Genomic DNA, 18,576 nt, shown 5'->3' with positions numbered 1-18,576 from the left:
GAAATCAAATGTTATCACTACCAAAATCAACAGAGTTTAACCGAAGGATACCGAAACAGAAATTTTATGAGAACCTCTCTGTTACACCGGAACTCAAGCGAGCGTTTATAGAGCAGATTTCTGTAATCTATTGGCGAAACAAACTTGCAGCCACCACTTTAAATGTGGGACAAGGCGATAATGTAACTGAGCTAGAGATCTTCGAAATAAAGCTGAATCAGCCGAGCCTGGATTCAAAAGTTTTACAATTGATAGATAAAGAAGTACCATATCATATTCTCTATCTCTTGGAACACAACGGTGAATACCAGGCATGGATTGGATACAAGGAGCCGAGCCTTTCAAAGGCAGATACCTTTAAGGTGAATAGCTACTATCATACGGAATGGCTTTCTTTGGACAAACTTCCCATTCGGCTAGATGGGCTGCATATGGATGCAATTTATGATAATTTCATACGACAGATTGCAGGAGAACGGTTAGGATTTGATAAGGGAAATGAGGTAGGGTCAAAATCAAGTATCAAGGATGCCATAGATCAAGATAATATGCGGCGAAAGCTAAACAAGCAGATTGCGGCACTCGAAGCAAAAATGAAAAGCGAAAAACAGTTTAATTTACAAGTAAAGCTGAATACAGAATTGAAACTGCTGAAAAAAGAACTGGAGGAACTAAACTAATGGAAAAAATGCGTATGGAATCCATCAATCTGACTGAGCAGAATATTGAGAAGATCGGGGAGATGTTTCCGAATGTAATAACAGAAGCCAAGGATGAAAATGGTAAATTGAAAAAAGTGGTCAACTTTGCACTTCTGAAACAAATGTTGTTTGAAGATGTAGTTGATGGCGATGAAGCCTATGAATTTACATGGGTTGGAAAGAAAGCAGCCATTGTAGATGCGGGAAAACCGATTCGTAAAACATTACGCCCGTGTATGGAAGAAAGTAAGGAGTGGGATTCCACAGAAAATCTTTATATTGAGGGTGACAATCTTGATGTGTTGAAGTTGCTGCAAGAGAGTTACCTTGGCGCTGTTAAAATGATATATATTGATCCACCTTACAACACTGGGAAGGATTTCATTTATCGAGATAGATTTGGTATGAGCAAAGAAGATTATGATGTTAATCAAGGAATATACAATGAGGATGAAAAACGATTGTTTCAAAATAACGAAAGCAACGGTCGTTTTCATTCAGATTGGTGCTCGCTAGTTTATCCAAGATTACTTTTAGCAAGAAATCTATTATCGGATGCTGGAGTGATATATATATCAATTGACGATAATGAGATACAGAATATGAGAAGTATTTGTGATGAGGTATTCGGTTCTTCAAATTTTATAGCATGTATTGTGTGGCAAAAAATACATAGCACAAAGAATGATGCTAAGTACTTTTCAGAAAACCATGAATACTTGCTAGTTTATGCAAAATCAGCAAGCTTAGTCCAAATCGGATTGCTCCCACGAACAGATGAGATGAATGATAGATACAAAAATCCAGATAATGATCCAAGAGGGTCATGGCAGTCAGGAGATCTTGTTGCAAGTGGCGAAAGAAGTAATGGGCATTTTCTGGTTGAAAGCCCTAAAACAAATAAAACGTTCGATGTTCCACAAGGAAAACATTGGGTTTACTCCGAAGAAAACCTCAAACAGCTTGTAGCGGATAACCGAATATGGTTTGGTGTGGACGGGAATTCATTTCCGCGTAAAAAGAGATTTTTATCAGAGGTACAAGATGGGCGAACGCCAAATACATTGTGGTTGAGTGATGAGGTTGGACATAATCAAACTGCAACTAGAGAACTGAAGCAGATTTTTGATGATAATAAATATTTTGACTTTCCTAAACCAGTTGAGTATATTAAGCGCGCAGTATTATTGTCTTCCAGTAAAAATGACGTAATCCTTGATTTCTTTTCGGGGTCTGCTACTACTGCTCACTCAATTATTAAACAAAATGCAGAAGATGGGGGAAATCGTAAGTTTATTATGATTCAGCTTCCAGAAGAGTGCTCAAGTGATAGTGAGGCTGCAAGTGTGGGTTTCATGAATATTTGTGAAATCGGTAAAGAAAGAATTCGACGTGCTGGAGAAAAAATCAAACAAGAGGCAGGGCTTATGGCTCAAGGTCTCGATATTGGATTCCGTGTTCTAAAACTAGATAGCACCAATGTGAAAGATGTTTACTACTCGGCAGATGAGTATTCACAAGGAATGCTATCTGGGCTGGAAAGCAATATCAAAGAAGATCGCACTGATATGGATTTGTTATTTGGTTGCTTGCTTGAATGGGGACTTCCACTTTCTTTATCGCATGCTTCAGAGGAAATAGATGGTGTTTTCGTTCATACCATTAACGATGGCGATCTGATTGCCTGCTTTGCACGAAATATTAGTGAAGTAGTTGTTAAAGAAATTGCAAAACGTCAGCCGTTAAGAGCGGTATTCCGTGACAATAGTTTTGCCAACAGCCCTGAAAAAATCAATGTAGAGGAAATCTTTAAGCTGATGGCACCAAATACCAGCGTAAAGGTATTATAGGAGGAACAAACGATGAAGTTACAATTCAAACATCAGAAGTTCCAAGCCGATGCAGCAAAAGCGACTTGCGATATTTTTGCAGGACAGCCGTTTCTGACACCTACCTACATGATGGATAAAGGTATTGACGCTGACGTACAAATGAGGCTTGCTTTTGAGCATGATTTTACTGGCTGGGGAAATCACAAATTGGTTCCTGAACTGAACGACCAGATTATTCTGGAAAACCTACACAAGGTTCAGCGCAGTCATCAGATAGAACCTTCTAAAAAATTAGAAGGAAAATACAATCTAACAATTGAGATGGAAACTGGTGTTGGAAAGACCTACACCTATATCAAAACCATGTATGAGATGAATAAACGCTTTGGATGGAGTAAGTTTATCGTTATTGTACCTAGCGTTGCAATCCGTGAAGGTGTATACAAGTCTTTTCAGATTACACAGGATCATTTTGCGGAGGATTATGGCAAAAAAATTCGGTTTTTCATTTACAACTCAGCCCAGCTTACTGAAATAGACCGGTTCGCAAGTGATAGCTCCATTAATGTCATGATTATCAATTCGCAGGCTTTTAATGCAAAGGGCAAGGATGCACGACGAATCTATATGAAGCTGGACGAGTTCCGAAGCAGACGTCCTATCGATATCATTGCCAAAACGAACCCGATCCTGATTATAGATGAACCACAATCGGTTGAAGGTAAGCAGACCAAAGAACGTCTGATTGAATTTAATCCATTTATTACGTTACGATATTCTGCTACCCATAAAAAGGACAACATTTATAACATGGTATATCGTTTGGATGCCATGGAAGCCTATAACAAAAAACTAGTGAAGAAAATTGCCGTTAAAGGGATTTCCGTTACAGGGAGTACGGCAACTGAAAGTTATTTATACTTAGCTTGCATACATCTCTCAGGAGATAAAGCACCTACAGCTTCACTGGAGTTTGATATTAAAGGTGTAGGTGGGGTTCGCAAGGTCACTCGCAGAATTACAGAAGGCTATAAACTATTTGAAAATTCAGGTGAGCTTGAGGAATACAAAAACGGCTATACGGTTAAAAGTATTGATGGACGTGATAATTCTGTCACTTTTATCAATGGGATAAAAATATACGCAGGGGATGTCATCGGCGCGGTTAGTGAAGAGCAACTTCGTCGTATCCAAATCAGGGAAACAATCCTTTCACATATCGAAAGGGAACGCCAGCTTTTCTATAAGGGCATAAAAGTGCTCTCATTGTTCTTTATTGATGAGGTTGCAAAATACAAGCAGTATGATTCTTCGGGTAGTCCGGTTAATGGCATTTATGGTGAGGTATTCGAGGAAGAATATCAAGATATCATCAGTTCACTGCAAGGTGAAATAGGGGATGAAGAGTATATAAAATACCTAAGCTCTATTTCTGCCACCGCTACCCATCAGGGTTATTTCTCTATCGATAAAAACAAGAAAACCGGTAAAGAGTTTTATGTAGACAGCAAACTGGAACGCGGCACAACGGAATCTTCTGACAGTGATGCTTATGACCTGATAATGAAGGATAAAGAACGCCTGCTTGACCGAAAAGAGCCTGTGCGCTTTATCTTCTCCCATTCCGCTTTGCGTGAAGGATGGGATAATCCGAATGTCTTCCAGATTTGCACACTGAAACAAAGTAGCTCAGAAGTGAGAAAACGTCAGGAAGTAGGGCGTGGGTTACGTCTATCTGTTAATCAGAGTGGAGAACGTATGGATGCAAATCTCTTAGGAGAGGATGTCCATCATATCAACGTGCTGACGGTTATTGCTAACGAGAGCTATGATAGTTTTGCAAAAGCGTTGCAGTCAGAATTAGCTGAAGCTGTGGCTGATAGACCATTGATGGTCACTGTGGATCTGTTTAAGAACAAAGTAATCAAAGATCAGGCTGGTGCAGAGCAGGTTGTTGATCATGAGCTGGCACAGACAATTCACGAAGGATTAATTGCAAATGGCTATATTAAGAAGGGTATTTTAACTGACAAATATTACGAAGACAAGAAAAACGGGAATATCGAATTAGCAGAAGAGGTGCAAGACTGCGCAGATTCTATCTTGACGATTATAGATTCTATTTACGATAGCCGAACCATGCTGCCGGATAATGCCCGTGACAAAAACATAGAATTAAGGCTGGACAAAAAGAAACTGGAAATGGAAGCCTTTAAGAAGTTGTGGGCACAAATCAACAAAAAGTCTGCCTATGTAGTGAATTTTGATACAGATGAGCTGATAGAAAAATCAATTACAGCACTTAACAAGGATTTAAGGGTATCAAAGATATTCTTCAAGGTACAGTATGGAGAAATGAAGGATATCAAGTCGAAAGAAGAGCTTCTTAGTGGTGCAGCTTTTGTCAAAGAATCCGGAGAATATAGAACTGCTCAGGTATCCTCAAACAGTAATGTCAAGTATGACCTTGTTGGAAAAGTTGTCGCTGAAACAGGGCTAACACGTTCGGCGGCTGTGCGAATTCTTCAGGGCATCGAGAAGGCTGTGTTTGATCAGTTTAAAGACAATCCGGAAGAATTCATTATCAAAGCATCAAAGATCGTTAATGAGCAGAAGGCAACGGTGATTATTCAACACATTACCTACAATAAGATTGAAGCAGCTTATGACACAACAATATTTACAGAACCGACCATGAAGGGGCGTTTAGGCGTAAATGCCATGGCTACGAAGCGCCATTTGTATGATCATATTCTTTATGATTCTACCAATGAAAGAAATTTTGCTGAAAACTTGGATACCAGTGAAGAAGTTGCAGTCTATGTGAAGCTACCAAGTGGTTTTTACATCACTACACCGGTAGGTAAATATAACCCTGACTGGGCCATTGCCTTTAATGATGGGAAAGTGAAGCATATTTACTTTGTAGCAGAAACCAAGGGTTCTATGTCTTCCATGCAGTTAAGGTTGATTGAAGATGCAAAAATCCATTGTGCCAGAGAGCATTTTAAAGCGATCAGTACGGAAAATGTGAAATATGACGTGGTGGATAGTTATGAGACCTTGATGAACAAAGTGATGAAGTAGCGACGGTTAAAGCTGCCAGCTTAGTTGGCAGCAATGTACTTAATACCTGATTAAAAGTAAAGGGGAGAAATGCGATCATGTCAGAATTCAAATATGAAATTACAGAGCGTATTGCGGTTTTGTCCGAAAATGGCAAGGGCTGGACAAAGGAGCTCAATAAAGTGAGCTGGAATGATAGACCTGCAAAATTTGATCTACGAGACTGGCACCACGAAGAGAAAAAAATGGGCAAAGGTGCTACGCTGTCAGACGAAGAAGTTAGAAATCTCAGGGAAGTATTGAATGCAATAGAATTGTAAAGTGGGTGATGGCAATGGCGGAGATAATCAATATCTTTAATTTTTTAAAAGAGTTTAATGAAATATCGAACCCTGTTATTACAGAGATCGATAATCAGAAGTGGAGTTTAAATATTTCGGATATTCCAGTAATTGACGAAATACGAAGTGTATTTCTTGGTCATGAAGTAGGAGAGATGGATTATTTGGAGATTAAACGACCAACTCTTTTGCCATGTCCAAATCCACTGGAATCGTTGATTGAATGGATCAAGAATGATTGGAAGAAGCTAAGCGTAGATAAGATTGAAGTCGCTGATAAATTGCCGAGAGCATCTCTGGATGATACGGGTGATTTGGTCTACAACGATGAGTTTTTTACAGATGATCAAGCCCGTGTAGATACATATCAACTTTGGCTTTCAGCACGAAACAGCTGGCGAGATATAGAGGTTCCAAAGTCTAAAGGGCTTGATTTATATAACAAGCTGTATCAATTGTATTCTGAGATGAAGCTGGAATCTGAAAGCGTTGAGTTAATGCTTGGCGATGGGAATATTAGATGGTATACGTCGGAAAGAGTCATAGACCATCCTGTGCTTCTTCAAAAGGTGCTCTTGCATTTTGATGCCCATGTACCATCATTTAAAGTATATTGTGAAGAAAAAAAATCGGAGATATATACGCCCATGCTTAGAGTCATTCCTTCCATCAACCAGAAAATGTTATCAGACATTATTTTGGAAATCGATGATGGAGACTATGATATCTCTTTATTTGAGAATACATCTGCACTATTTAAACGCATTATCAATGTTGTGGATATCAAAGGCACTTTTGTTGAACAACGCAAACCAATCAATGAAATGGCAATAATATACTCAGCACCAATTCTTTTCCTAAGAAAGCGTACTCTAGGCTTTTCAAGCTTTATTGAGGGTGTGATTGAAGATGTGCAAACGAATTCGGAGATTGAACTGCCCGAATTTTTCGAAATAATGTCAGGTATATACGCAGAAAGACCACAAGAAGAGATAGTTGAAAAAAGCTGGAATCACAGTGGCATCGATGAAGATGTCTTATTAACTTTGCCTGCAAACAATGAACAGCTACGTATTATTAAGTACTTGGATCGATATGGGGCTGTTTTGGTTCAAGGGCCTCCTGGTACTGGGAAAACACATACCATTGCAAATCTCATAGGACATTTGTTGAGTCAGGGCAATAGCGTTCTAGTTACAAGTCATACAGAGAAAGCCTTGGCTGTATTGAAGGAGAAAGTTTATCGAGATCCACACGATCCGGAACTTAATCTTCAGAATCTGTGTATTAGCATATTAAGCTCCACTTCACAAAAGAAAGAGATGGATGAAGCGATCAATGAGATCGCGTCCAAAAGCTCGTCTATGGATTTGCATAGTTCTCAGAAAAAAATAAAACGTCTTGAAGAAGAAAGAAAAGATCTGGTAAATCAGTCGAAGCAATTGACTGATGAGCTTGTCAGAGCAAGATCCATGGAATATAAGGACTTGATTTTTGACAATCACACAATATCGCCAATTGAAGCTGCGAAGTTTTTAAATAGCGGTAATGACGTGTTTGATTACATCGGTGGAAAAAGTAATGATAATGAGGTCGGCTTTCCGCTAACACACGAAGAATTAGTCTTTCTTTATTCTTCAAACGACAGACTGAGTGGCGAAGAAGAAAACCTTCTAAGGAAGGCATATCCATCCAGTGATCAGATAATAAGCAGTGCGGACTTTGCAGCCCAAGTAGATCTTATCAATGACTTGAAGGGAATTCTTTCAGGTAATACAGTTCTTGAAGAAGCAATATTTACGGCAAATATATCGACAGTCAATCATCTTCTGAATGAATCGAACAAACGGATTTCAACAATTAGTGGATTTGAACCTTTGGAAAAAGCCATCATCAATCAAACGATAGTTGATCCAACATATCCGAGGCTTTGGGATGATGTGCTTGAAAAGACAGGAATAATACAGACAAAATATGAGTCTTATCGAAAACTGAAATTGAATAACGATTTTTCTATAGAAGAGTCGATAATTAGTAAATCAGCGCTTAAAATCCTTGAAAACATCATTGACTCAGGGAAAGAGAAGCCAATTGGGTTATTAGCCAAGGGTGAATGGAAGCGGACAAGAGACGCCATAAAAATAAATGGGAAATTGATTGAATCAAAAGATGAGTTCATAAAAGCATATGAGCTTATTTCCTATGAAGATGAAAAACAAGATCTCGTGAAATTGATTAGAAAACTACTTTCAGATATCACGAATATCGATAAACTGGTATTCGACGATTTTGAAAATAAAATTCGTAAATATAAAGATCAGATTGTATCAGCTTTGAGCTGGTATCGGAACGATTGTGAAGCTTTTCTCAAAAGCGTTGAAGAATGTATTCAATGGGTCAGTGAAAAGAGGCTTCCACGCATTTCATCTATAGACAATCTTGATGCTGCATTTAATTATTTAGTATCGGCACGAGCCTTGTTGCATGCAAAAATAGATGATGCTGATCTGAAAGATATAAATTTGAAAATAGAAGACTATAAGGCTCTTCTAAGCGTTTATATTGATTCGAATTCTTATATCCAAGCTCTCTATACTGCGGTTCATGATCTTGATGAAAACGCATATAGTGGCCATTTGAAGGCGTTAAATTCGTTAATCGAAAAAAATGAAATTGCAGAAAAGAGAATGCATCTTTTGTCTCGAATTAGAGTAATAGCGCCAACCATTGCAAAGCAAATAGAAATTCGAGAAGGTATCCATTCACAAAACGCAATGCCGGAACATTTAGATGAGGCTTGGAAGCATTTTCAACTGAGGAATCAAATCGAAAGATTGGATGGTCTTGATCCTGCCAAAATTCAAGCTGATATTGAGCAAATCAACGTAATGTTATTGAAAAATGCGAGGACACTCGCATTTGAAAAAGCGTGGTATGAAAAGATAAAGAACCAGACAGACAAGCAAAATCAAGCATTGCAAGGGTGGAGAAATACCGTTAAACAGATAGGCAAAGGAACCGGAAAGAATGCACCAATGCTGAAGGCGAAAGCAAGAGAGCTCATGCCACTTTGTCAAATGGCAATACCGATATGGATTATGCCGCTTAATAGAGTTGTGGAAACCTTCGATCCACGGAACAACAAATTTGATGTCATCATTATTGATGAGGCCAGCCAAGCGAATATTTTATCTCTTGCAGCCTTGTACCTGGCTAAAAAGGTGATTATAGTAGGCGATGATGAACAGGTTAGCCCAGATGCTTTTGGTGTTAAATCGGATGAAGTAAATGCCTTGGTTGCTCAACATTTAGAACGCATTCCAAACAACCATTTATATAACGGATTGACATCTCTATATGATATGGCAAAATCATCAGGATTTAAGCCACTTATGCTGACTGAGCATTTTAGGTGCTTGCCAGAAATCATCGGATTCAGCAATGACTTGTCCTATAATGGCAGAATAAAGCCGTTAAGGGATTCTTCAAGCACTTCAATATATCCACCAGTAGTCGAATACAGAGTAGCCGGAGCATCAAGGAATAATAAGAAAGTGAATGACGTTGAAGCGGATCATATAGTATCTCTGATTCAAGCATTTTTAGAAATGGATGAATATAAGGGACAAACCATTGGTGTGATTTCGATGCTGGGCAATGAGCAAAGTGCTGCCATCGAGAAAAAACTTCAGGCAGTTGTTGACCCAATCGTGTATGAGGAAAGACGCATACAATGCGGTACCCCACCTCAATTTCAAGGTGACGAAAGGGATATCATAATCTTAAGTTTAGTGGATAGCCCAAATGAAAATGGCGGGCCACTCCGACTGCTAAGCGAAGATGGAAACAACGATAAATACAGAAAGCGCTACAATGTTGCCGTGAGCCGTGCAAGGAATCAATTGTGGGTAATTCATTCATTGAATCCGGATATTGATCTAAAATCGGATGATTTAAGATTAAAATTGATTAAATATGCGATAAACCCTAATCGTGATCAGGACAACCTGCTGTCAATGAGCGAATCGCCTTTTGAAATGGAAGTAATGAAGCTTCTATTGGCTGAACGGTATAAGGTTATTCCACAGTTCAAAGTTGGCGCTTATAGGATTGACATGGTCATTCAATATGGCGATAAAAAAGTAGCTCTGGAATGTGATGGCGAACGGTTCCATACCAGTGACAATTTGAATAACGATCTTGCGAGACAAGCAATATTGGAGCGCTTAGGATGGCGTTTTATAAGGATCAGGGGAAGTGAGTACTATCGCTATCCTGAGCAGACAATGAAGAACGTACTAGATTCATTGTTAAAGTATGGGATACATCCATCATTTGAAGATGTAGAATCTGATTTGCAAGCAAATGATACGCTGTTAAATGTTGTGAAGATTAGAGCGAGCGCTTACAGGAATGAAGTTGTTGAACAGCTTTATCATAACGAAAGTCCCGAAGTGATTGATTCTAAGCCAGCCGAGGTTTCAATGGATCAGTTGACTGGTATGCTTGATATTCATAAATACACTTTAGAATATAGCGAAGATGAAGCGGTAGATTCCTCGAAATGTGCCGATAATTCAGAGGTTGCAGAAAAAGAAGAAGTAGCAGCAGAACCATTAATTGTGGCCGATCAAAAAGTCGTTAGAAACGAAGTTGAGCAAAAGGCAGAAAAAAGCGAAACAGCGCTAACTTTTGACTTTCGGGAAAAGCAGAAAACCGTGAACCAAATAAAAGAAAAGCCAAGAGCGGTAGAAGCTAAAGCAACGGAAGCTGCCTGTCTTGGTAAACCAAAGTTTGATTTTAGAAACAGGAAATCTTAAAGGGTTTTCTAAAATTTTTTTAAAAGGGGTGAGGTAATGGAATCAGAGAATATTGTTTTTTATAAGAGTAAGGTAAAAAAAATGGTCTCACAGGATATGATGAAAAAAGAGTTTGCTCAATGTCTTCAAGTTGAGAATCTCAATTTTTTGATTGGTTCTGGTTGTTCAAGTTGCGTTATAGATGAAGTTGAAAAATCTATACCGATAATGGGGACTTTAGCCAAACGTTTTTTTGAGGAGCATGAAGATTTTTCTGTGCAAGAGACTCCTTTGAAGCAACATTTTGAAGGTAACTTAGAGAGCATGCTTGATTATATGATTTCTGTAAGATCGGTAAATCATATTTGTGCGATAGAGCCAGATATTGATGAGAAAATTAAGCGTGTACAGTCATTTATTCGTCTTCAAATTATTGAAGGTATGAAATGTGAAGAGGTAAATGATATATATAAAGAGTTCTATCTCAAGATTTTGAGGAAGAACAGGCGGAATCCAATTAATATTTTTACGACTAACTATGATTTGTATTCTGAGAAGGCGCTAGATGAATTGGGATTCTTCTACAATAATGGGTTTACAGGAACATACGAAAGGAAGTTCAACCCAATAGCGTACAATTACGCTTTTGTTGAAAATATGAACTTAAATAAAGACGTTTGGGACAGAATATCCAATTTCTTCAATTTATATAAAATCCATGGGTCTATCAACTGGATAAACAAAGATTCGGTTGTAATTGAAAAAGCAATTGAAAATATTACGGATGAGACCGTGATGATTTATCCCACACCATTAAAAGACAGAACAACGCTTATGACTCCATATTCAGACTTAATGCGAAATATGCAACAGTCCCTTATGAAAAATAATAGTATTTTAGTGACGTTGGGTTATAGCTTCTCAGATGATCATATCAACAGGATTATTCTCAACATGTTATCAGTCCCAAGTTTTCGATTAGTTGTTCTGGGTAGTGGGACAAACATCGAAAAATTAATATCGGCTAACGATAGCAGAATATGGGTTATTAACTCTGAGGATAAAATTCATTACTTTGATAATTTCGTCAGAAAGTTGTTGCCGGACATTCAAGACGACATCAAGGAGAGAATAGATTTACAGGAAAAGTTCAAGGCGATTGAGTCGGCGTTAAAAGGAGATGACTAATATGACGAACCGTAATATTGGTCGGGTTATTACAATAAGTAGCAAATGGATTGTAGCTGAATTGTATCCTAACATTGGGAACTATGTTAATACAGTTGATGGGATTAGATTTGTCGGAGAAATTGGATCATATGTTTCTATTGAGGAAACTGATAGAAAGGTCATTGCGGAAATTATTTCTATAGATGAAAAAAATTCTGTTGGTTCGGAAATAATGAATAAGCCGAACAGTAATAGAATGGTCAATTTAAATCTTATCGGTGAGATATCAGGAGGCGCTTTTGTATTTGGTGTTTCAAAAATGCCTTTCATCTTTTCTGAGATCAGTATTATTACTGAAATAGATTTAAGAACTATGCTCGAGATTGGCAATGAGGAAATTGTGATAGATGCTGATAAGCAACTAACAAGAGCGGTTTCGTTGACAATAGGTTCATCCGTTATATTTCCAGACTACGATGTTAAGATAAACATAGATAAGTTTTTTGGTTTTCATTTTGCTGTTTTCGGAAATACTGGAGCAGGTAAATCCAATACAGTTGCGCGGATAATCCAAAACGTTTTTAAAAAGAAAAGCAATTCCGCTGTTGGAGCAAAGTTCATCATTATTGACTCAAACGGAGAATATGAATCATCAATTTGTGAGTTGAATACTAGGGGTATTCTCTCTGAAACTATAAAACGGACACTAAAGTCGGCAGATTCGGGTTCAATTGAGCCCGAATTTTGCGTTCATTTATTTTTTTCACTTGGTTTTCGTAATATATAACTAAAGAAAGGGGCTCTTAAATATTAAGAGCTATTTAAAAGGTGAAAAAAATGGAAAAAAGACTTGAAAAAAAGAGATGTAGTAATTGCGAGTATGTACAAACGGTAGACACAAGCATTGAAGACTGGGAAATAACCACTGTTTGCGACAATTGTAAAGACACTGAATGCTTTACAGACGTTACAGAAGAGAGCGAAATGCTTTCATATGTAAAAGACAAGCTATCTTTTTACAATTTCAAAAGCAAAAGCTTTGATGGTTTTGGAAAAGACTTTAGCTTTGAAAAAAACGCTAATGACGAGTATTCTGAAGAACTTGGAAATCTAATAAAGGATGTCTTAAAGGATAACCCCGAAGCATTTCCTGGAACAATAGTAGACGCAGAAGGAGAACTTCTTGCTCTGATTGATGGAGTAAGAAGAGTCAACAGGCTTGGTTATGTTATCTACAAAACAATCAACGGTGTAGATATAGTCTATAACAATGGAGGATATTATCTGTAGAAGGATGATACAGTTATGTACTGCAAGAAATGCTATATAAAAGAAGTGGACAACTATAATGGACTATGCAGAATTTGTGCAGAAAAAGACGAGGATGTTCAGGAAGAAAAAAAAGGAATAATGGCTGCAGTGAACTACTCGCCACTTTAGAAGTGGGAGCTTCTTGGTCAATATAGCTAATGCTATAAGTTTACCCAAGCTAACCCCGTCGCACCGACGGTTGGTGTCATAGACACAATCGAATGCCAGTTTATTTCTTCTTGGCGAGAAGCCACCCCATTTAGGGATTGTCGATTGCTCTTACTATGCCAGCGTCAAAGCTTGGTTTTCGCTCTTCTGGCATAGGTGCGAATAGGTTGAATATTTTACTCCGCAAACCATTTTCTTGCGGAAACCTCGTATATTCAGTTGTAAAAGAACAATGCATTAGCTATATTATACCCTATTCTTTCGGATATATCGAATATCCTCAAGAATATTGCTATCTATCCCCACCCTACGCTCTCTCTAAAACGAGCAAGGTGGCTTAAAGGATGGGGAATTCCGCAAATATAGTTAAAAAAGATTGAAGCTGAAAAGGCTATGAGTCAAAAACAATATACAGATGAATTTAAAAAAACAATAGTAGAACTTTATAATTCTGGAAAGAGCCTAGCAGAGTTGAATAGTGAATATGCCGTATCAAAATCAACAATAACTGGCTGGGTAAAGAAAAATAAACCTGTTTCTGTAGATAAAAATACAACTATAACAGCAGTGGAACATAAAAATTTATTAAAGAAAAATGCAAAACTTGAGGAAGAAATTGAAATATTAAAAAAGGCTATGGGCATATTCGCAAGGAAGTAACTACTATATTTGAATTCATCACTAACAACAAGAAATATCATGATATTAAGCTCATGTGTAAGGTTTTAAAGGTAGCTAGGAGCTCTTATTACAAGTATTTAAATAAAAAACCAAGTGATCGAGAATTAGAAAATAAAAATATAGAAAAAGAAATCATAAATATCCACAAAGAGAGCAAAAACCGTTATGGAGCACCCAAAATAAATGAATCACTAAAAGCATTGGGGATAATTATTAGTTTAAAAAGAACTCAACGTTTAATGAAGAAGTTGGGAATAAAATCTATAATAATAAAAAAATTTAGACCAGCATCATCTAAAAGGAAAATAGTAGAGAAAGAAAACCTTTTAAAAAGGGATTTTGAAACAGCTACTATTAATGAAAAGTGGGTAACTGATATTACTTACATCCACACAATTAAAGATGGTTGGTGTTACTTAGCTTCGGTTATGGATCTATATAGTAAGAAAATAATAGGACATGCTATGTCTAAAACTATTGATACCCCATTAGCGCTACGGGCTGTAAAGAATGCTGTACAGCTTCAAAAACCAAGCACTCCATTAATACTTCATAGTGATTTAGGATGTCAGTATACAAGCTCCGCTTTCAAGCAATACATAGATAGTACTAAACTTATTACCCATTCCTTTAGTGCAAAGGGATGTCCTTACGACAACGCTTGTATAGAGTCATTTCATGCTTCTTTGAAAAAAGAGGAAGTCCACCTTGTTAAATATTTTGATTTTGACACAGCAAGATTATCGATATTTGAATATATAGAAGCTTGGTACAATAGAAAAAGGATACATAGCAGCATTGGTTATATCTCACCACAAAACTGTGAAGATTTAGCTAGAAAAATTGCATGAAAAGTTCAGCTTTTTGTGTCTAAGATATTGACATAGATCCATTTTGAATATTCATTGATGAAGGTGCTTTAGTCGCAACTTCAACCAATTCAATAATATCTTTATCTGAGATCTCCGTATCTTTAAATCGACGGATACTCTGTCTCTTGCTGACAACTTCTTTTAGTTCCATGCTATTGCACTCCTTTACGCTCTTTATACATGGCTAACAGTTTGGTGATAGTATCTGCCGCACGATGACATTTTAAAATAGAATTTTCTTGCTGTTTAAATTTGGGTGGTAACATCTCTGTTGTAATTTTATCAACAAAACCGTTATCTTTCACAATATTTCCGTCAGCACAAGTCATACCATATTTACATGAGTAACATTGCGAAAAAGCACCCACTAAAAATTTTGAAATTACTTTCATTTTATTTTTATTCGCAAAATGTTCTACTATATTCAGTACTTGACTATTTTCTTCATCCTTAGAATAACCAGTCGATAGAATGACAATCGGTTTATCTTTTAAGGAGAAGGTGCCTTGGTGACGAAAGCAGAAACATCGTTCTAACATCGCATGTGTCAAAGCATTGGGTACATCATAATAATTAGGTACGCCTAGAACAATAGCGTCTGCTTGAGCCATAGCTTCTGCAATCTCTTGAAAATCATCTTCTACAACGCATTTATTGTCTTTCGTACAACCAAGGCAACTGATGCAACCTCCTATATGTTTCCCAAATAGGGAGATATACTGTGTGTCCTCCTTGCTCTGAGAAAGAATTTCTTTGATAGCGTGAGCGGTAATACCATTTTCCCTCGGACTACCTGATATACCTAAAATCATATTCATACACCTCCTATAATTGAATTACTTAATAAAACTTGATCCTTTTTGAATAACCATCTTTATTTTTGACATGACAAAGTCATAACTACCTTCAGCATGAGGTTTTGTACAGCCGGAACAATCTTTTACCCCATTGGTCACTTTGAAGTTACCGCCACATTCGTTACCTAACATATACAATGGACAATAACAGAAAAGGCAGTTAAACTTGTCTTCCTCTACTCCTTTGTGACAAGGAAAAATTTCACATTGTCTATGTTGATTAAACTTATAATTATCCGTTTTGTATGTTCTCATCATTTACTCCTTTAATTCATTTTTTTCTTTTTTCGCATGTATATAAAAAATTCCTAGGAATTTCTAGATTATTGTAAAAATGAATATGTGCATACCCACCAAGGAAATTTTTGTAGGTATAACCACATGACCATTTATTGATATTGCCATTACCTCTGTCTTTTTCAACACTATAAACTGTCTGGTCATCCAAGTGCTCCGTCAGTTTTGAGCGATGAAACTCATGAGCTTCAAAATTGGTCATATCTGATCCAATAATCGATTCCTTATTGATTCTGACATCTACATAACCAAATCGTTGTAACTTTTTTGTCATGACAGAGTCATTTTCCAAGATACCAACCATTTCATAAGCATTATCCTCAAGATCCACTATCCGGTTACACATATACATAAGTCCACCACATTCCGCATAAACTGGGCCACCTGCTTCAATAAACTCTTTAATAGATGTTCGCATTTGTTTATTAGCCGATAGCTCTTTAACAAATACTTCTGGAAAACCACCTCCAAAGTAAATACCATCTATGGATGCTGGAACTGCCTTATCTTCTAAAGGACTAAAATACACTAGTTTCGCTCCAAGTGCTTCTAGTAGTTCTAAGTTGTCTTGATAGTAGAAGTTAAAGGCCTTATCCAACGGCACACCAATTCTTACTTCATCAACAACTTTTTTTATGCCTAAATCTACTCTTTTTAATGGTGCCGCACTTTGCCCAAGTTCCAGTAAACCATCAAAATCAATAGAGTCTTCCATCAAATTACTAATCAAGTCGATTTTGTCTTGTAGCACTTCTACTTCATAAGAGGGTATTAAACCTAGATGACGACTATCCAAATTAATGTCAGGGTGTTTCTTTAAATAGCCAAAACACTTTACGCCCGTCATTTCTTCAATAGCTTCTTTTAATATGTCATAATGACGTTTACTGTTGACCTGATTAATAATCACACCTGCTACGTCCACATCATTATCAAAATGCTTAAAGCCGTGTACAATTGCTGCGGCACTTGTAGAAATACCACTACCATTAATGATGAGTACAACTGGTGCTTTTAATACTTTTGATAAATGAGCAGTACTGCCAACATTTTTATGAACAATATGCCCATCATAAAAACCCATTACGCCTTCGATAATAGAAAGATCTTTATTCACTCCAGTTTGTTGCATTAAATATTCTATAGGGTTTTCCTGTATAAGCCATGTATCTAAATTTCGCGATGGGTTTCCAGTAACAAATGTATGAAATGCAGGATCGATATAGTCTGGCCCACTTTTAAATGGCTGAACATTAATTCCTTTCCGTCGAAACCCATTTAAAAGACCTAGGGTGATTGTCGTTTTACCTACACCACTATTTGTACCTGCCAGGACAAATCTTGGACAATTCATTCTATCTAAGTTAGCCATTTGTAACTTCCTTCGCAAACGTCGCTACCGATTTCAAGTCATCTTTATCTGGTTTTCCACGATGCATTACTGTAAAGCTCCCTCTACAATGAAACTCTTTATCAGACATCGTGATACCTCTTTTCTTAACTAATTTTTTAACTTGATTGTATGTGGACTCGATAATCGCCGCAGAACTAAAATTAACTACTTTACCAACATTTTTGTCTAAAGTATTTATAAAGGTTTTAACTTCTCCGGACACGCCTGCTGCGTAAACAGAGCTTCCTAAAAATAAAATATCTGTATCTGGGTCTACAGGTTGTGAAAGTGGAAAAGCTTTAACACCTATAGCCCTTCCAATGGCTTCAGCTAACTTTTTTGTATTACCCGTTTTCGAATAATATCGCACCGCTATTTTCATCATTTCCTCCTCCTTTTTAATATGTGACTTGTTTTTTAAATTATTTTCAGTATAATTATTACATATATATCCGTTTTTAAAAATATAATTATTTTTGATAGATACTATCATTAATGATACCGAGGTGATGAAATGTTTAAAAAATACTTAGATGAATGTGGCTCTTGCCAAATCAGTCCAGAAGTAAGAGAAGCACTCTGTCCATATTGTATGGCACAAAAAGTCATAAAAGGAAAATGGAAACTTCTAATTTTCTGGCATCTACAACAAGGTACCAAACGATTTAATGAACTAAGTAGACTTATTCCTGCAACTCAGGCAACACTTACGAGACAATTGAGAGAATTGGAACAAGATGAAGTCATTGTTCGGGAAGTATACAACGTCATACCTCCTAAAGTGGAATACAAATTGTCACCACTAGGAATCGAGTTTGGCAATGTCTTGTCTGCTATGAATATTTGGGGAGTCGAGTATCTCACACACATGGGCATGATCAATCAAGACAACTAATTAATCGCTTAAAATAAAAGGTTTAGCCTAGCGTGTACTATCAGAGGCTAAACCTTCTTTAAACATGGGTGTATCCCGAACTCTGTGTAAACTCTAAAATTGATGTAAAATAAGGCGAATATTTTATGGGAGCAATAGCTTAAATGGCTGTCGCTCCTTTTGTCTGCATTATACAAGAATTTTCAGGGTTGTC

At 37.1% G+C, this 18,576-nt stretch carries 16 protein-coding genes; 11 read left to right on the top strand and 5 right to left on the bottom strand.

What is annotated here, in order from left to right; all coding sequences use genetic code 11:
• The first annotated feature begins 8 nt into the window (after positions 1–8).
• From OKX56_RS00770 to OKX56_RS00725, 10 genes are all read left to right on the top strand, one after another.
• Positions 9–680, top strand: coding sequence for a DUF4391 domain-containing protein (locus tag OKX56_RS00770; protein WP_021315328.1), 672 nt, complete (start codon positions 9–11; stop codon positions 678–680).
• A complete protein-coding gene (locus OKX56_RS00765; RefSeq protein WP_021315332.1) occupies positions 680–2,551 on the top strand; it encodes a site-specific DNA-methyltransferase in 1,872 nt (623 codons plus the stop codon). Before OKX56_RS00770 ends, OKX56_RS00765 begins: the two co-directional genes overlap by 1 nt.
• A 12-nt stretch (positions 2,552–2,563) precedes the next feature.
• Positions 2,564–5,620, top strand: a complete 3,057-nt coding sequence (locus OKX56_RS00760; RefSeq protein ID WP_021315336.1) for a type III restriction-modification system endonuclease — start codon at positions 2,564–2,566, stop codon at positions 5,618–5,620.
• Positions 5,621–5,697: 77 nt separating this feature from the next.
• A complete protein-coding gene (locus OKX56_RS00755; RefSeq protein WP_021315331.1) occupies positions 5,698–5,919 on the top strand; it encodes a YdbC family protein in 222 nt (73 codons plus the stop codon).
• A gap of 14 nt (positions 5,920–5,933) precedes the next feature.
• Complete coding sequence (locus tag OKX56_RS00750) at positions 5,934–10,760, top strand: PDDEXK-like endonuclease domain-containing protein (protein ID WP_021315333.1); 4,827 nt, start codon at positions 5,934–5,936, stop codon at positions 10,758–10,760.
• Between the two features lie 36 nt (positions 10,761–10,796).
• Positions 10,797–11,927 carry an SIR2 family protein gene (locus OKX56_RS00745; RefSeq protein ID WP_021315329.1) on the top strand — a complete coding sequence of 377 codons (1,131 nt, stop codon included), beginning with the start codon at positions 10,797–10,799 and terminating at the stop codon, positions 11,925–11,927.
• Between the two features lies 1 nt (position 11,928).
• Positions 11,929–12,696, top strand: coding sequence for a helicase HerA domain-containing protein (locus OKX56_RS00740; RefSeq protein ID WP_021315330.1), 768 nt, complete (start codon positions 11,929–11,931; stop codon positions 12,694–12,696).
• Between the two features lie 50 nt (positions 12,697–12,746).
• On the top strand, positions 12,747–13,199 hold the full coding sequence (locus OKX56_RS00735; protein ID WP_034378167.1) for a hypothetical protein: 453 nt from the start codon (positions 12,747–12,749) through the stop codon (positions 13,197–13,199).
• Between the two features lie 15 nt (positions 13,200–13,214).
• On the top strand, positions 13,215–13,349 hold the full coding sequence (locus OKX56_RS00730) for a hypothetical protein (RefSeq protein WP_015045070.1): 135 nt from the start codon (positions 13,215–13,217) through the stop codon (positions 13,347–13,349).
• A 432-nt stretch (positions 13,350–13,781) separates the two neighbouring features.
• A protein-coding gene (locus OKX56_RS00725) for an IS3 family transposase (RefSeq protein ID WP_144020299.1) occupies positions 13,782–14,920 on the top strand; the annotation gives its coding sequence in 2 pieces (ribosomal slippage) (positions 13,782–14,013 and positions 14,013–14,920; 1,140 coding nt in all).
• Positions 14,921–14,939: 19 nt separating this feature from the next.
• Here OKX56_RS00725 and OKX56_RS00720 read toward each other — a convergent pair.
• The 5 genes from OKX56_RS00720 to OKX56_RS00700 are packed head-to-tail and all read right to left on the bottom strand — an operon-like array spanning position 14,940 to position 17,873.
• On the bottom strand, positions 14,940–15,092 hold the full coding sequence (locus tag OKX56_RS00720; RefSeq protein WP_015045067.1) for a nitroreductase family protein: 153 nt from the start codon (positions 15,090–15,092) through the stop codon (positions 14,940–14,942).
• A gap of 1 nt (position 15,093) precedes the next feature.
• On the bottom strand, positions 15,094–15,753 hold the full coding sequence (locus OKX56_RS00715) for a flavodoxin family protein (protein ID WP_015045066.1): 660 nt from the start codon (positions 15,751–15,753) through the stop codon (positions 15,094–15,096).
• A gap of 24 nt (positions 15,754–15,777) precedes the next feature.
• Positions 15,778–16,053, bottom strand: a complete 276-nt coding sequence (locus OKX56_RS00710; protein WP_144020310.1) for a cysteine-rich small domain-containing protein — start codon at positions 16,051–16,053, stop codon at positions 15,778–15,780.
• Positions 16,054–16,069: 16 nt separating this feature from the next.
• Positions 16,070–17,467, bottom strand: a complete 1,398-nt coding sequence (locus OKX56_RS00705) for a cobyrinic acid a,c-diamide synthase CobB (RefSeq protein ID WP_015045064.1) — start codon at positions 17,465–17,467, stop codon at positions 16,070–16,072.
• The gene (locus OKX56_RS00700; RefSeq protein ID WP_201736491.1) at positions 17,460–17,873 is read right to left on the bottom strand and encodes a flavodoxin family protein; all 414 of its coding nucleotides are present in this window, start codon (positions 17,871–17,873) and stop codon (positions 17,460–17,462) included. The genes OKX56_RS00705 and OKX56_RS00700 overlap by 8 nt, the downstream gene beginning before the upstream one ends.
• 129 nt (positions 17,874–18,002) lie before the next feature.
• Between OKX56_RS00700 and OKX56_RS00695 the strand changes: the two genes are divergently transcribed.
• Entirely contained in the window at positions 18,003–18,383 is a 381-nt protein-coding gene (locus OKX56_RS00695; RefSeq protein WP_081582761.1) for a winged helix-turn-helix transcriptional regulator, read from the top strand.
• The last annotated feature ends 193 nt before the right edge of the window (positions 18,384–18,576 follow it).

This window comes from Dehalobacter sp., assembly GCF_030063005.1.
In the GTDB taxonomy this organism is placed as follows: Bacteria; Bacillota; Desulfitobacteriia; order Desulfitobacteriales; family Syntrophobotulaceae; genus Dehalobacter; species Dehalobacter restrictus.
The sequence above is the reverse complement of the archived record's forward strand: the minus strand, read 5'-3'. Positions and strand labels throughout refer to the sequence as shown.

What these genes read in the sequence shown, in the direction of transcription:
- OKX56_RS00730 (WP_015045070.1), top strand. Translation starts at nt 13,215, where the DNA reads ATGTACTGCAAGAAATGCTATATAAAAGAAGTGGACAACTATAATGGA.
- OKX56_RS00760 (WP_021315336.1), top strand. Translation starts at nt 2,564, where the DNA reads ATGAAGTTACAATTCAAACATCAGAAGTTCCAAGCCGATGCAGCAAAA.
- OKX56_RS00765 (WP_021315332.1), top strand. Translation starts at nt 680, where the DNA reads ATGGAAAAAATGCGTATGGAATCCATCAATCTGACTGAGCAGAATATT.
- OKX56_RS00735 (WP_034378167.1), top strand. Translation starts at nt 12,747, where the DNA reads ATGGAAAAAAGACTTGAAAAAAAGAGATGTAGTAATTGCGAGTATGTA.
- OKX56_RS00755 (WP_021315331.1), top strand. Translation starts at nt 5,698, where the DNA reads ATGTCAGAATTCAAATATGAAATTACAGAGCGTATTGCGGTTTTGTCC.
- OKX56_RS00750 (WP_021315333.1), top strand. Translation starts at nt 5,934, where the DNA reads ATGGCGGAGATAATCAATATCTTTAATTTTTTAAAAGAGTTTAATGAA.
- OKX56_RS00740 (WP_021315330.1), top strand. Translation starts at nt 11,929, where the DNA reads ATGACGAACCGTAATATTGGTCGGGTTATTACAATAAGTAGCAAATGG.
- OKX56_RS00700 (WP_201736491.1), bottom strand. Translation starts at nt 17,873, where the DNA reads ATGATGAAAATAGCGGTGCGATATTATTCGAAAACGGGTAATACAAAA.
- OKX56_RS00705 (WP_015045064.1), bottom strand. Translation starts at nt 17,467, where the DNA reads ATGGCTAACTTAGATAGAATGAATTGTCCAAGATTTGTCCTGGCAGGT.
- OKX56_RS00695 (WP_081582761.1), top strand. Translation starts at nt 18,003, where the DNA reads ATGTTTAAAAAATACTTAGATGAATGTGGCTCTTGCCAAATCAGTCCA.
- OKX56_RS00745 (WP_021315329.1), top strand. Translation starts at nt 10,797, where the DNA reads ATGGAATCAGAGAATATTGTTTTTTATAAGAGTAAGGTAAAAAAAATG.
- OKX56_RS00720 (WP_015045067.1), bottom strand. Translation starts at nt 15,092, where the DNA reads ATGGAACTAAAAGAAGTTGTCAGCAAGAGACAGAGTATCCGTCGATTT.
- OKX56_RS00770 (WP_021315328.1), top strand. Translation starts at nt 9, where the DNA reads ATGTTATCACTACCAAAATCAACAGAGTTTAACCGAAGGATACCGAAA.
- OKX56_RS00715 (WP_015045066.1), bottom strand. Translation starts at nt 15,753, where the DNA reads ATGATTTTAGGTATATCAGGTAGTCCGAGGGAAAATGGTATTACCGCT.
- OKX56_RS00710 (WP_144020310.1), bottom strand. Translation starts at nt 16,053, where the DNA reads ATGAGAACATACAAAACGGATAATTATAAGTTTAATCAACATAGACAA.